General features: G+C 59.0%; 8 protein-coding genes. 7 read left to right on the forward strand and 1 reads right to left on the reverse strand.

Annotation, left to right across the window (positions count from 1 at the left end; all coding sequences use genetic code 11):
• The 7 genes from RWL87_RS02880 to RWL87_RS02910 all read left to right on the forward strand — a co-directional run.
• Nucleotides 1-1,302, forward strand: a 1,302-nt coding sequence (locus tag RWL87_RS02880) for an LPXTG cell wall anchor domain-containing protein (RefSeq protein ID WP_313968839.1), incomplete at its 5' end; no start/stop codon positions are given.
• A 737-nt stretch (nt 1,303-2,039) separates the two neighbouring features.
• Entirely contained in the window at nt 2,040-3,992 is a 1,953-nt protein-coding gene (locus RWL87_RS02885; protein WP_313968840.1) for an adhesin, read from the forward strand.
• 298 nt (nt 3,993-4,290) lie between these two features.
• Nucleotides 4,291-6,066, forward strand: coding sequence for a propanediol dehydratase (locus RWL87_RS02890; protein ID WP_313968841.1), 1,776 nt, complete (start codon nt 4,291-4,293; stop codon nt 6,064-6,066).
• A 498-nt stretch (nt 6,067-6,564) separates the two neighbouring features.
• Nucleotides 6,565-8,409, forward strand: a complete 1,845-nt coding sequence (locus RWL87_RS02895) for a hypothetical protein (RefSeq protein ID WP_313968842.1) — start codon at nt 6,565-6,567, stop codon at nt 8,407-8,409.
• 338 nt (nt 8,410-8,747) lie between these two features.
• Nucleotides 8,748-10,367, forward strand: a complete 1,620-nt coding sequence (locus RWL87_RS02900) for an enoyl-CoA hydratase (RefSeq protein ID WP_313968843.1) — start codon at nt 8,748-8,750, stop codon at nt 10,365-10,367.
• A gap of 196 nt (nt 10,368-10,563) precedes the next feature.
• Nucleotides 10,564-13,305 (forward strand): HtaA domain-containing protein, encoded by a 2,742-nt coding sequence (locus tag RWL87_RS02905; RefSeq protein ID WP_313968844.1) that lies wholly within the window; start codon nt 10,564-10,566, stop codon nt 13,303-13,305.
• Between the two features lie 83 nt (nt 13,306-13,388).
• Entirely contained in the window at nt 13,389-14,129 is a 741-nt protein-coding gene (locus RWL87_RS02910; protein WP_313968845.1) for a CbiX/SirB N-terminal domain-containing protein, read from the forward strand.
• Between the two features lie 129 nt (nt 14,130-14,258).
• On the opposite strand, the gene nirD is transcribed toward RWL87_RS02910, so the two are convergent.
• Nucleotides 14,259-14,585, reverse strand: coding sequence for a nitrite reductase small subunit NirD (gene nirD, locus RWL87_RS02915; RefSeq protein ID WP_005505749.1), 327 nt, complete (start codon nt 14,583-14,585; stop codon nt 14,259-14,261).
• Between the last annotated feature and the right edge of the window lie 339 nt (nt 14,586-14,924).

Below are 14,924 nucleotides of genomic sequence, written 5' to 3' on the forward strand. Positions count from 1 at the left end.
CCCACTACCCCCTCCACCCCGGCTCCCGAGGTGAAGCAGGCTAACCCCTTCGTCTCCATCGAGAACGCACGCTTCTCCGGTGATGCGCAGTTTAACACCGTGAGCGTTGTTGGTACCGGCTTCTACGGCGAGAAGGTCGGCCCCGGCGTCCAGGTCAGCATCTACGCGCTGGATGAGAACCAGCAGATTACCGGTGACGCCATCACCACCGTGTCCGTGTCTGCGGACCAGATTCAGGATGGCTCCTTCAAGACTTCCTTCACTGTCGAGGCAAGCAAGCTGCCCGCCGGCGCTTCTTACGCCCTGGTTGCTGTAAGCAACCCGCAGGCTGCTCAGGCTGACCAGAAGCTCGTGGCTCTCTCCTCCTTCAAGGTCACCGAGACCACCTCTACTGAGGCTCCCAAGAACGAAGAGACCCCCGCTCCCGTAACCCCGGCACCGGAGACCCCGAAGGCTGACGAGACCCCGGCACCCGAGGCTCCCAAGACTGAGGCGCCCAAGGAAGAAATTCCTGCTCCGGAAGCACCCAAGACTGAGACCCCCAAGGCTGACGAGACCCCCGCTCCGGAGGCTCCCGCAGCACCCGAGAACGCAACCCTCACCACCGAGGATGCTTCCCTGGATCCGAACGACCAGTACAACGTTCTGACCTTCAACGGCTCCGGCTTCACCCACGAGTCTGTTGCTAACGGCGTGCAGATTGCAATCTTCCGCCTGGATGCAAACGGTAACATCACCGGTGACGCTCTGGCAACCCACGACGTTCCCGCTTCTGAAATCGTGAACGGCACCTTCCGCGTCAAGGTCAGCGTTCTTGCAGAACTGCTGCAGCCCGGTTACGCCTACGCAATGGTGGCAACCAGCGACCCGAACGGCCTGGTACACCAGGTAGCAGTCACCACCGCTACCGTGAGCGATGCGAACAACCCCGCACCGACCCTGCCGGCAGCTACCGAGGACGATAACACCACCGTTCGTGATAACGGCGACGGCACCACCAGCGTCTTCACCGCTGAAATGCGCGAAGACGGTTCGGTTGTCGTAACCGAGACCCGCATGCCTTCTTCTCAGGCACCCAAGGCTAAGGTTGGCAACGCATCCGCTGCTACCTCTTCGAAGGGCCACGGTCTGAGCACCTCCGGTACCAAGGGTTCGACCTCGACCTCTTCGTCGGCTTCTTCCTCTTCGAAGCAGCAGCTGGCACACACCGGTGCTGAGGGTGTTGCAGGTATCGCAGGCGTTGGCGCCGCAGCTCTGATTGCTGGTGCTGCACTGATGCTCCTGCGCCGCCGCAGCCTCTAATAGCTCAGGCTCTATAGCCAGGCTCTGAACATCCGATGCTCACCGCACGGTGAGTGGATTAAGTGCCGTCAATACTCTGAAAGGGTATTGGCGGCACTTTTGCGTGTCGGCAGTTTTGTGTTGAGCTGTTTTGAAATGGAGGCGGGTGGCAAAGTGTGTGCGGCAAGCTGGGGGAGAGGTGCGGGTGTTCTCTTTCGTGGTGGAGGCGCGGGGCGGTGTAGCGAAATGATTTTGCTGGGTTATTTGGCGCGCAATTATTGGTACGTATGCTTGTAATCAATGCGCATGTAAAAGCGGTGTGACCTGCTATTTTTTCACTTAAAAGAAATAAATTAAATGCATGAATGTGCAGAATATTTTTATCTCAAATCCATTAAAACTGCATATGCATGCAATAAAACCTTGAGCTTCAAGGGAGAGTTGAAAAATTTTACCTAGTCCATGCAGTTTGAGTGCTCTTGATGCTGTTCTGAAGGGTAAAAAATATGCCGTGTGGGTTATTGCACAGGAAAATAGTTGGGACGTAAAGCGTCTTTACAGCAATAACAAGAAAAGTATTGTTAGTGTGGAATTACCGATAAATAGAGCGATTCCCTTCGCGGTAACTTCCACTAATACATGAACGTTATGACTAGTCCGTACGTTATAGCGTTCAATCCCGAAGAGACACCCGTCCAACTTCGATCCGTGGCACCCTCCGGAGGGTATCGTTCACACTCACAGAAAAGGTGTGTCCCATGCCCGAACCCGCTCACTCAAAAACCCGAGCAACAGCTGCTATTGCTGCTTCGGTCCTCTCCGTCACCGGTGTTGGTGCTGCGCACGCAGATGTGCAGGTGCAGAATACCGGTGGAATGGCTTCACCGACTACGGTGGAACCCGATAACCCTCCCTCCGAGGCAAACGCAACCCCCATCGAAAACGTTGTTGCCCAGAATTCCCCTCAGGTGTACGTAGAGCAGGGCGTTGTCATTAACCCCGCACGCTCCCAGAGCATCACCGTCAGTGGTGAAGGCTTCACTGGTGGTCCTGTTGAGCGGTACGGTGTGGCAGTGTACGTCAGCGAGTACCGCCAGTATCCCCTCTACGCGCTGGGCCGTGGTTCCGCAGTGACGATGACCCTAGTGCCTGAGCTTGATGTAGAAGGTGGCCGCTTCAGCACCCAGCTGACCCTGCCCGCAGGTACCCTCGACCCCGACCAGCAGTACGTCGTGGCAACCGCCGTGGTTGACCCTGCCAAGGGCTACGCGACGGAGGATCCCTCCTATAACTCCTCCGCACCCCTGGAAATGCTGCCCACCAATACCCAGGACGAGCCGCTCAATGTTCAGATCCTCTCGGGTCAGATGGAAATCCCGCAGGAGAAGAACCTGGTGGTCTACAAGGTTACCGGTCTGGGTGAGGCGCAGGCTTTCGAAGTGATGACCTACGTCTACGCCCTGGATAGCCAGGGTAACCGTATGCTGCTGGCTGTTTCTCCCGCACGTGCCGACGTCGTGAACGGCACCCTCCTGGACGGCATTGAAGTGCCCGGATCCATGTTGGAAGAAGTGCAGGGTGTCCACGAGAACCTGCGTTACGTGCTGAGTGTTGAGGTTGCACCCTCTGCCGCTAATGGTTACACCGCCCAGGAAGTTGAGGTTCCCTTCATGAATGGTTGGAATGTACAGCACGGCTCCGCTCCGGTTGCCACCGCTGAGCGCGCAATGGCGGAGCAGGCACAGGTTGAAGAGGAGGCGCAGTCCGAGCAGGGTGCCCAGGCTGAGCAGGCTCAGACCGACCAGGGGGCCCCGAGCGTTCAGCCTGAGCAGGCAGTTGCCGCGAGCCCCGTCGAGCAGTTCGACCACGTACTGCCCGAGAACGACCCGCGCCGCCACTACAGCCTGCCGCGCAACACCGTCTTTGACCGCGTCCACAACACCACCGAAGAACAGACCAACAACACCGCTAACCCTGTGATGACCGCCCGCCTGCACGTAGAAGAAACCGTAGTCCCTGAAAACGATTCCGCGAAGACTCTGACCCTGCGCGGCGAGGGCTTCACCGGCGTTAACTCGGTGCACCTGATGGTTAATGCTGTCGACGAATACGGCGTAGCAACCGGTGGTGTGATTGCTTCGGCTGATGTCTCTGAGATTGACGTCTCCGGCGCTTTCACGGCCCAGGTACAGATTCCCGGCTCGGAACTCAAGCCCGGCACCACCTACCGCGTGAGTGCTGTAGCGGAGGATGAGCAGGGTACCGTGCGCATGGTCAACGGCGGCTTCACGGTTGCGCGCGATAGCGTGGATAACGCGCCCGCAACCCCAGAGCAGGATGCACCTGCGGCGGATGTACCTGCGGCTGAGGCTCCTGCAACTGACGCCTCGGCACCTGCTGAGCCCACCGAATCTGCATCTGCCGATTCTGTATCTGCAGAGTTTGCTCCCGTGGCTGATCAGGCCTCCGCCACCGAGCAGAAGGCAGGGGAGAGTACCCCCGTTCAGCATGCTTCTGCTCAGAAGGTTGAAGCACAGGCATCTGGCGGTCAGAAGGCTACCGCCGGTACCCAGCAGAAGCGTGAGCAGCTGGCGGCTACCGGCGCCTCCAATATGCTGGTCATTAGCGCAGCTGGATCGCTGTCGTTGCTTGCCGGTATGCGTTTGAGCCGCCGTCGCCGTAGTGAGATGCAGCTCAATTCTCGCCGCTAAAGCGGAGCAATTATTGCCCCACTAGGCAAAATATGCACATAGATGTAGGGATGTCCGAAATGCAAGATTCGGGCGTCCCTACATCTTTAACTTTTTCTAAGGTTATACCTATAATTTAGAGTGCTGTCATAGACGGTACTATCACTCTTTACCACCTCGCTCACCCCGAGGTGGGGAGTCGCTGTGAAGCGCCTCCGGTCACCGATATCAGAGAACCGTTATTCTGCGCCTACTTCCGACCTTTGGGCGCAGGAGTCATACGACGATTCATCGCACTCACTCACGAAAATAGGTGACCATGTTTTCCACGCAGCGAACTGCTCGCGGCGCGGCGCTAGTAGCGTCTGCCGCCCTCGGTTTGGGCGGCTCCGTCGCGCCTGCAACTCTGGCCCCCGCAACCTTTGCATCTGCCGCTCACGCGCAGACTCAGCAGACTGAAAAGCCTGAACTTCCCATCGCCGTTGCCACCGATGTGGTTAGTCACGACATTACCCTGGACTTGGTTGCTCAGAGCAAAGACTACACCCTGCTGTCGATGACTGGCGTGACTTCCCTGGACAATCTGAAGGTTCGCCTGGTCGCTATTTCCGTTGATGACGGTCCCGTGGCGGCAATGACCGTGCCCGCCTCCCAGATGACTGCCTCCCTGAACGATGAGGGCGCCCTGGAAGTGAGCCTTCACCAGCGCCTGAACGTTGAGCAGCCGTACATGGTTGAGGTGCTGAACCTGCGCACCAATGACACCGTCTCGGTGGAGTTCATGCCTGAGCACGGTGTGACTGTCGACGAGATTCTGGCGAGCCGCCAGAACATTTTCTTCCCCGACACCCCCGGCGTTCCCCGTGCTAACCGAGCGGAGGCGAACCCCGCCCCCGAGGTGTCCCTGAGCCCCAGCGCATCCCCGAGCACCGCGAAGGATAGCCCGCGCCCGACGGTTGCCCCGGCACCTTCTGTATCGCAGAGCGTTTCGGCGCGTCCTTCCGCGAACGCATCCGCTAGTGCGTCGGCGAATGCCTCGGCGAGCGCGTCTGCTGCTGATGCGACGCCTGCTGAGGTGACCGAGGATCGTCTGCTGGTGCATTCCCGCTCCGATCAGGCTCCCGCGGAGACCCGCGAGGCGACCCTGGAAATTTCCACCGCAGAACTGCGCGGCTCGGATGAGCTGCAGCCGATTAGCGTGCGCGCTAGGAACGTGGCGGAGAGCGGCCTGGGTTATGACGTGATGGTCTTTGAAATGCCCGCCGATGGCGGTGCGGTGGGTTCGCCGCTGGCGACCACTCACGTGAGCCCGCAGCAGGTGACCGACGCTTCCTTCTCTGCTGATTTGAAGGTGCCCGGAACCTCCTTGCATGCGGGTAAGCGTTACCGCGTGGTTGTGGTGGGTGGTGACTCCACCGAGGAGCTGAAGCTCATGGCAACTAGTGCTTTTGGTGTGAGCGTGATTCAGCGTGCGGTTCCTGTTGATTCGGCTCCGAAGCCTGCGAATACTACTGTTCGCCCGGTGATTTCTGATGTGAATCAGCGTGTGAGCCCTTCGGCTCCTTCGGGCCGTGTGAACGCTGTGGATTCTTCAGATGCCTCTGCGGATGCTTCAGATTTGGTGACTGATTCTGTCGCCAAGATTCCGTCGGTGGATAGTGCCCTGGGTTATATTGTGCAGGCGCAGCAGTCGGCGCGTGCGATTACCGCGCAGGCTCGTAGTTCTGTGGCTGAGACTGCGGTGGTTCCCTCGACGATGGTGATGTCTGGTTACGCCGTGATGTTGCCTGGTCGTACCGTGGTGAACCTGCTGGGTTACCAGTCTCCTGAGGGGGAGACGGTGACTGTTGCTTCGCCGCAGGAGAATGTGGGCGCCGCCGGTTCGGGTAGTTTCTATACGCGTAGCTCGAAGTCGCGCGGTGATTCTTCTGGTTCCAAGCTGGAGGCGAGTGCTCAGGATAACGGTCCGCTGCCGGAGGGTACTTTGCCGCTGAGTATTGCTCTGCTGGGTTCGGTTGCCTTTGTGGGTACTGCTGTGGCGGTGAATGTGTATCGTCGTCGCCTTGAGGGTGTTGAGGAACTGAGTGCTGAGTAGTTTAGTGCATCCGTTTCTTGGTGCTGTTTAGCGCTGTGAGGCGTGTGGGTGGCTCCTTGTAGGGGAGTTGTTGAGTGGGAGGCGCTCTGCCGAGTGCGTGCCGTGTGGGTGCGTGTTTGGTGGGGCGCCTTTTGCGTGCCTGGGGGTTGGCTCTGTTATACAGTGACACTGTTCTATAGTGGCACTGTTATACAGTGGCTCTGTTGCGCCTTGGGGCGGTGTAAAAATTTCTTTTTAGTGCACTGCTGGGAATATTTTATAGCATTCGAATTTTGCGTTATTTATATCTCAGTAAAGTATTTAATTCCCTTTTATTTCGGTAATTATTGCGACATAAAGTTTTAGCACATGAATGCAATACAACATTTAGTGCAATATCCGTGTTAGGCTAGGGTGTAACCGACGTACTGGTGCGCAAATACTTGGATAGAAACACCGGGCTTGTGGTGAGCCGTCCCTAGTCCACGCTTTGCGCCTACATCGATCGAAATGGCACACATGACTATCACTCGACTTCCGAAACGCATTCATGCTTTTTCGCTTGCTGCCGCTCTAGGCGCAAGCGCTTTTGTGCTTCCTGGCGCCTCCGCAGTAGAGGCTGAAGCAATTAACGTGAATGATTGCCTGACGGCTCTGGTTAATAGCGAATTTGAATCAAACTGCCCCTACGAAGACCTCGAACTTGAAATTGACACCATCGAGATTCAGGTTCAGTCCATCAAGGACGGTCAGGCAACTATTAAGCTCGCGCCCCTCTATGAGGGTGGCTACGTGGGCGACGCCTCCAAGGTGTACCTGGTAGTGCAGTACTACGGCACCACCGGCACGGTGCTCGGATCTGACACCTACGAGCCGTCCGCACTGCAGGTTGAGCGCGCTGATGATGGCTCCATGCTGGTCACCTTTGAGATGCCGCAGATGCCCCAGGAAGGCTACTACTCCATGAGTGCCATGGACCTGGTGACCTCCGATGCGGGCTACGGCGAATTCATGATCTCTGAGGGCTCCCTCGTTCCGCACACTATCCCGGTAGAGGACGACTCTGACGAGGTGATGGTGGACAAGAAGGAAAACGCCCACCAGGTGCCCACCATTGACGAGCTGAAGACGCTGGATAAGCTCCGCGAAGAGGAGCAGAAGAACCAGCAGTCTGCAGACCAGAAGGGCAGTAAGGACAAGGTTAAGACCGAGGTTCCCTCTGAGTCCGCTGAAAACCCAAACCTCGAAACCCACACCCAGAAGCTGGAGCAGGTCCCCGGCGGCTCCACCTCTTCGCGTGATACCCAGACTCTGAGTGCTACGGAACTGAAGGTTGCGTATGCTGAGGTCCGATCCGATAAGGAAACCAAGCCGGTGACTATCAGCGCGGAGCGCGTGCCCGCGAACGCGGCTGGCTACGACCTGATCGTGGTTGAAACCGATATGAGCGGCAACCACAAGGGTGATGCGCTGTCCATTACTCGCATCAGCTCTGACCGCATCGTGAATGGTTCCTTCAAGGAAGAGATCGGCATGCCCGGCTCTCTGCTGAAGACCGGCTCCGTGTACACCGCCTACCTGGTGCGTGCCGACGATACTGAGTATGCAGAGGAAGTTGTTTCGGTGCGTTTCAAAGTCAGTGGCGCGGCGACCGGCGAAGCAACCTCCTCGACGAAGGATGAGCTGTCCCGCCAGGATGCAAGCGCATCGCACACGCCCAGCACCAATGCAGCCGAGGCAACCGGCGGCACTCAGGGTAGCCCCTCCGTTGCTACTAGCGTCGTCTCCAATAACGCCGTCTCGACTCGTTCTGACGCAACCCAGTCGGGCTCGGGTCAGTCTGCCGCGAGCGCACCCCGCTCCACCCTGGATGCGGTGAGCGCCATGTCTAAGGCAAAGGAAGCGAAGGCTGAGCGTCAGCGTCAGGCTCTGCAGACTTTGGCTCAGGCGCGCACGATGAGCCCGCGTTCGGCTTTTGAACCGACCCGCACTAACCAGGTTTCGGCGTATAGCTCGGGTTCTGACCCGGCGTCTATTGCTGTTGCCGCAAACCTGGACGCTCTGACCGATGAGGAAAAGGCTGCTTCGGCAAATTCCGGTAACGGCAATAAGGGCTTTACGCCCGTCGTCCATTCGGAGGCTAATAGTCGTTCTGCTTCTGCGAACTCGAATGCTGTTCAGATGTACTCTAACCCGAATACTGACCGCCAGGACGGCGTGAAGGCTGCGGTTTCCACCGCGGCTCCTGCCAGTGAAGAGGTTGCTCAGCACGGTGTTGCTTTCTGGGCTCTTGGCGGCGTTGGTTTGGCGCTCGTGGTTGGTGCCGCCTGGATGGCGCACCGCCGCGGTTTCTTGGGTGGCTAATGCGCTAGTCAGGCGTTTTCTGCCGGCCGTGTGCAGTATGTTTTTCGTTTCATGAGGAATGCTCGCCCCCGCTATCTGTAGGTGCAGATAGCGGGGGCGAGTCGCGTGTTCAGGGTGTTCAAAAAAACTCTACCCTCGCGTGAATAAACCTTAAGGTTCGTGATAGGGTTGAAATAACCGATAAATAGATGCGAGCTATTGTCAGGTCTTCACCACCTGAAATACGAAGCGGAGCATGGTACGACGGATCCGGGTGCATGACGCGCCTGAAGGGCTCCACGCGGCACGTGAAGAACGAGCAATAGTGCGCATATTTCCACCACGAAAAGACGCATTGCATGAGTAATTATTCAGCGAAGCACCGTATTGTCACCGCAACCATTTTGGCTGCGGGGCTTCAATGCGGGCTTGTTGTACCCTCTGTCGCGGCGGAGGCACCCGTCACGACGCACTCTGCCGTGCAAAAAACCGCCACCCCGAACCAGACTGAAGACAATCAGCAGGTGCAGGGCGCAGCCTCCACGATTACCATGAAGGCGCAGCTCAAGGACGGCGGCTATCTTCTACGCTGGACGGGCTTCCCTGAGGGCCTGGAGGCATCCAGCGTGCTGGTTGACGTGAACTTCTACACTCCTTCCGGTGAGTACGGTGGCTCCGTCCTGGAGAGCCCGACCCTATCCGAAGGTGTCAAGGAGGGGGAGTTCCGCCTCCTGATGAGCCCTGCAACGGACTCGAACGTCGTGTACGTGATCGTTCTGGAGGATACCGCGCACGGTGTCTCCTACGAATTCTTTGTGACCGAGCAGGGCAACCGCCTGGTCCAGACCGCTGACCCGCGCAACGGCAAAGCAAAGCCCACCGAACCGCCGGTCGATATTGAACGTGAAGAAGCAGAAACCGGTGAGGTGACTGCTCAGCCGACCCCCGAAGCGGTGAACCTGCCGGCGCCCACCGCTACGTCATCCACCGATACGAGCGATAACACGGTTCGCCGTACCGTAGACAACCCGCAGAACCATGATTCTGGGCAGTACGTTATCTCCGAAGACAACAGCGTGTACGATCCGATGAACCAGCGCGATGGCAAGGCGCACCTGTCCATTCAGGACTCGCAGGGCGACTCTCAGGATGACACGAAGCCCGTCACGGTCCGCGCCACGAACTTCCCCGGGAATGACAAGGGCTACGACCTGATCGTCATGGAAATCGACTCCAACGGCAACACTGTTGGTGATGCGCTCGCCATTGTTCATGTTGGCCCGGAATCCATTTCTGCGGGCGCTTTTGAGGCTGTGATTGGCGTGCCCGGTGCGTCCCTGCAGATCGGTAGGACCTACTTGGTAGCGGCTTTCGATGCTTCCGGTGACGGTAACCTTCAGCTCAATACGGTGCGTTTTACGGTGACCCAGGCGTCTGCTGAGAATGATGGCTCAGCGTCCGGTTCGTCGGCTTCGAATGGGGAGAAGCCGGTTGCGGCGCCTTCCGCGTCTTCTTCGGTTCCCGCTGATGCTGCGGGCGCATCCGGTACGGAGGCACCCGCCGCGGGGTCTAAGTCTAAGACCCGCGGAATTCAGGCCGACAGTGCTATGGCTCCGGGCACGAACGACGCCACGATTTCTATTCCGCGCCCCTCGGGTGGTTCTGCTACCGAGTCTTCCTCGGCTCTGGGATACCGCACTGAGGAGGCGCAGCCTGTTCAGGTCGCGACTCCCGAGTCTAATCTGCCTTCCGGCACCGATTCGGCGGCTCAGTCTCGCCGTGCCGCGATTCTGAATGGTTCCTCCTCGCAGGTGCGTACCGATCCCGGATCGCCGAATGGTGTGAAGGCGTCGGAGGCGCAGATTACCCGCAACATGGATAAGAGCTCGCCCCTTCTGCCGATTTTGGTGACCCTGGGTGGCGGCCTGATTCTTGGTGCCCTGGGCATGTCACGTATGCACACCTCGAAGAAGGATTAGCGGCGGTAGGGCCGGGGGAGTAGCGGCCCTTCTTGCCTGTTGGGATGTGCTGGCGTGGGGTGGGTGTATTGCCCTGTCAGTGCACGGTGAGGTGCTTTGTCATAAAACGGTTCACTTGGTGCGTATCTTGAGAAATACTCACTCTATCGATATAGTAAGCCTGTCCTAACAGTGTCGATAGTATGGATACACACCAATGAAGATTTTCACATCTGGCACCCGCCTCTCCAAGGGAGCCTGCGCCCTCGCTGTTGCTGGCGCTGTTGCCCTGCCCCTGGCACCCGTTCTCGCCGAGAACATTAATATCGCCGCACAGAACGTTGCCGCACAGAACGTCGCTGCAGGCGACCAGGCAACCGCTGGCGCATCCTTCGGCTGGGGCGTGCGCGCCTCCTTCCTGTCCTACAACGGTATGCCCCGCGAAATGACCGATGGCGCTGCCTGGGACGCAACCGCAAAGCAGTTCACCTTCACCCCGACCTCCACCACCGTCTCTGAAGACGGCAAGCAGGTCACCCTGCAGGCTTCCGGCCGCCTCTGGTTCACCGGCCACTGCGCCGAAGGCCAGGACCCCGAAACCGGCTGCGCCCTGAACCTCACCTTCTCCAACCCCCGCGTGGAACTGAACCTCGCTGACGGCACAGGCTCCCTCTACATGACCGTGCGCACCAAGAACTACGCCTCCGGCAAGTTCGAGGGCCCCATGGAAGTCAAGATGGCGACCCTGAGCACCGGCACCGCCAAGCAGAGCGAGAAGGACGGCGTGGTCAGCATCAGCGGCATCTCCGCGAACCTGACCGCCGACGGTAACCACGCCTTCTCCGACTTCTACAACGAAGGCGCCAGCCTCGACCCGCTGAGCATCTCCTACAACGGTAGCGCAGCTAACACCCCCAAGAGCGCCTACAGCGTCGCTGAGTCCTACAACACCGGCGCGGGCGTGAGCCTGCCCCAGAACACCGCACGTCTGGGTCAGAACCACATCGTGCACGTGGCACCCCCGAGCTTCGGTGGCGACACCACCTACACCGTGCTGACCAGCTCCAACCTGAAGATGACCGATACCGGCGTCCTGAAGGCAATCAAGGGCGTTTTCGCGGTGGACGCTGACGGCAACCGCATGCTCGTCATCGGCAGCGAGACCAACAAGCCCGAGCTGTACACCGTGACCGCTGAGGGTAAGCTCGTCTCCTCCGGTACCTACTCCGACGTTGATCTCGGCGCCAACACCGTCAAGGCAATCGGCTACAACCCCGCCAACAACACCTGGGGCATCGTCAGCATTGACGGCCAGGGCGGCGGCAAGCTGACCATCATTGACGCATCCGGCAAGGCAACCTCGCAGGCTCTGCCGAAGCCCGCCTCCATCGACCCGCAGGCTGTGAACACCTACTCGGTCGACGAGTACTACGGCGACGCGTTCTCCAACAACACCGTGACCCTCGCACCGCTGCCCGACGGCAGCTTCGTGTACGCGCCGTCGACCTCCATCTACGATGCGGCCGGCGAAAAGGTGGTTCAGAAGGGTCACCTGCTGCACATGAGCAGCAACGGCGTATCCCTGGTGCCGAACTCCTCGCCCGAGGGGTACACCACCACCCTGTCCTCGACCCTGGTCAGCCCCAAGGGCTACATTTACCGTTGGAACAACTGGTCCGGCGGTAAGGTGCAGATCCTCAAGTACGAGAACGGCACTTTCAGCGTGGTCCGCGAGTCCGCCACCCTTGAGGGCTTCGAGAAGACCGAGATCGCTACCATGTTCCTGACCCGCGCGGGTAACGTGGTCGTGGTGGACGCATCCGGCTCCCGCCTGGTGTTCATGGATGACACCCTGAACAAGGTGAACGAGGTGGTTCTCTCCTCGATGCGCAAGACCGACAAGAGCGGCGGCTACAACGCCCTCGAGCTGCCCAACGGCGATATTATCTACCCGACCAGCTTCGAGAACCCGAACACCTACGAGGATCAGCTGTGGCTGAACCGTTTGGCAGCGAACTCGGCACCGGAACCGACCCCGGCACCCGAGCCCACTAAGTCTGCTGAGCCGACCGTTGCTCCCACTGTGGCACCGACCGCAGAGCCCACTAAGTCTGCTGAGCCTACTGTCGCACCGACCATGGCACCCTCTGCTGAGCCGACCGTCGCGCCCACCGAGGCACCGACTGTCGCGCCTTCTGCTGAGCCGACTGTTGCTCCTACCGAGGCACCGACCGCAGAGCCCACTAAGTCCGCTGAGCCGACTGTTACGCCCACCGAGGCGCCCTCTGCTGAGCCGACCGTGGCACCGACCATCGCGCCTTCTGCTGAGCCCTCGGCAACTGCAGAACCGACTGCTGAGCCCACCAAGAGTGCAGAACCCACCGCAGTGCCTTCGGAGGAGCCCACCTCGCCGTCTCTGCCGACCGCGTCCGTGGTTCCTTCTGTAGCTCCTTCTGCAACCCCGAGCGCTTCTATGTCCCCGAGCGCATCGGTGAGCGCGTCCCCGACCGCGGTTCCGAGCGTTCCCGCCGTGACCCCCTCGGCGAGCGAGTCCGCATCCGCTAGTGCATCTGCTTCTGCGAGCGCATCGATGAGCGCATCGAGCTCCGCAAGCAGCTCCAGCAGCGCTTCGGCAACCGCGTCGACTAGCGAGTCTGCATCCGCAAGTGCATCCGCATCTGAGACCGCCACCGCTGACCAGAACGCAGCCGGCCACAAGGGTGGCTCCAACGGCGGTTCTGACGCAGGTTCCGGCGCCTCCGACAACTTGGGTGTGAGCGGCTCCAACGGCGGTTCCTCTAACGGTGGTTCTTCCGCAGGTGGTTCCTCGACCTCCGGTAGCTCCTCCTCGAAGCTGGCACAGACCGGCGCATCCGGCGCTATGTTCGCAGCAGCAGCTGGTGCTATCACCCTGGCTGCAGGTACCGCACTGGTCGTGGCACGCCGCCGCAAGAGCTAAAATTTAGCCTTCGTGCAACACCCCGTTTCGTCACTCGTGTTCATGAGTGGGGAAGCGGGGTGTTCCTTTCATACAATGGAAATATGACTATTCTGAATGTAATCGCAACCTCGCACGGCACCGACTCGGTCGCCGGTCGCGAGGCTATTACGCTGATTCGTGAGCAGATCAAGTTCCTGCTCGCGCAGCGTAACGACGGCGTGGAGTACCGTATCCACGCCGCATATGTGGATGTGGAATCTCCCAGCGTTGATGATGCCGCAGCCTCTCTGCCCAATGATGAGCCCTGCGTGATCGTGCCGATTCTGCTGTCGACCGGTTTCCACACTCAGGTGGATTTGCGCCGTGCCGCACGCAATAGCGGTATTGAGCGTATTAGTATTGGCGAGTCTCTGGGCCCGGATGCGCGCCTTGCCGCACTGACCCGCGCCCGCTTGGAAGAGGCTGGTTGGACTCCCGGCGATGGCCCCGTGGTTCAGGGGGCTGCCGGTTCTTCTCGTGCTGATGGTCGCGCGGATATGAGCCGTGCGGCTGAGCTGCTGGCTGAGGAGCTGCACGTTCCGGTGCATCACGGCTTCGTTGCCGCTATCGATCCGAAGTTCCACGAGGTGGTTGCTGAGCATCAGCCTAAGTTTGCCGCGACCTACCTGCTGGCGGAGGGGTTCTTCGCCGGTAAGATGCGCCGTGATGCTGAGTCGACCGGTGTGCCGGTGAAGGTTGCCGCGCCGCTGGTGAACGCGCAGGGTGGCGCTTCTGCTGCCGTGGTGGCGGAGTGCTTTATTGACCGCATGGATGCGGCTATTGCGCAGCTGGACGTTGCCTAGTGACTCAGGTTTGCGGCGCGTGTAGATGCGCTTGCAAGGCTGAAAGTGTTAATACAAAAAACCTCGGGACGTTATGTTCCCGAGGTTTTTTGTGTTGCTGTGGTTGAGAGCCGTGGAGGCTGACCGTGCTTAGGCGGTCTTGAGGTAGACGTCGCCGTCGCGGACCTCTACGGGGTAGACCTTGATGGAGTAGGAGGGGTCAGAGACGCACTCGCCGGTGGTCAGGTCGTAGACCTCCTTGTAGAGGGGGGAGGTGATGGTGGGGTTGCCGTTCTTCTCGCCGACGATGCCGCGTGCGAGGACCAGTGCCTGGCTGTGCGGGTCGAGGTGGTCGCCTGCGAAGATGCCGTGCTTGGTCTTGTAAATCGCGTACTGGTAGCCGTCGACCAGGGCGACTTCGCCCCAGTTTTCTTCGAGGTCAGATTCGGCGCAGATGCGTACCCAGTTCTCAGCCATGGGGGTTTCCTTTCGAAGCGGTGGTCTGCGCCGCGTGGGTGCAGGACACAATAGCGGTTCGTGTGTTCTTTGTTTGGAGTTTACCTTATGAAACCCACATTTGGAAATAGGGCACGCGGAGGGTGCTAAAGGTTATTTTTACCCTAAAAGATGACCTTGAATTTTATAGATTAGCCTTACCTAAATTGAGTTTAGATAAGGTAAGAATACCCTATTTCAGCCCGGTATTCCGCGGATTTTTTAGAAAATTTTCCCAAAAAATACGGATTTTCGATGCTTCGACCCCGCGCCAGAGTGTACGATAAAAGTCGTAGTTTAAAACGCCTTTTGACTGCCTGA

This window comes from uncultured Rothia sp., assembly GCF_963555405.1.
In the GTDB taxonomy this organism is placed as follows: Bacteria; Actinomycetota; Actinomycetes; order Actinomycetales; family Micrococcaceae; genus Rothia.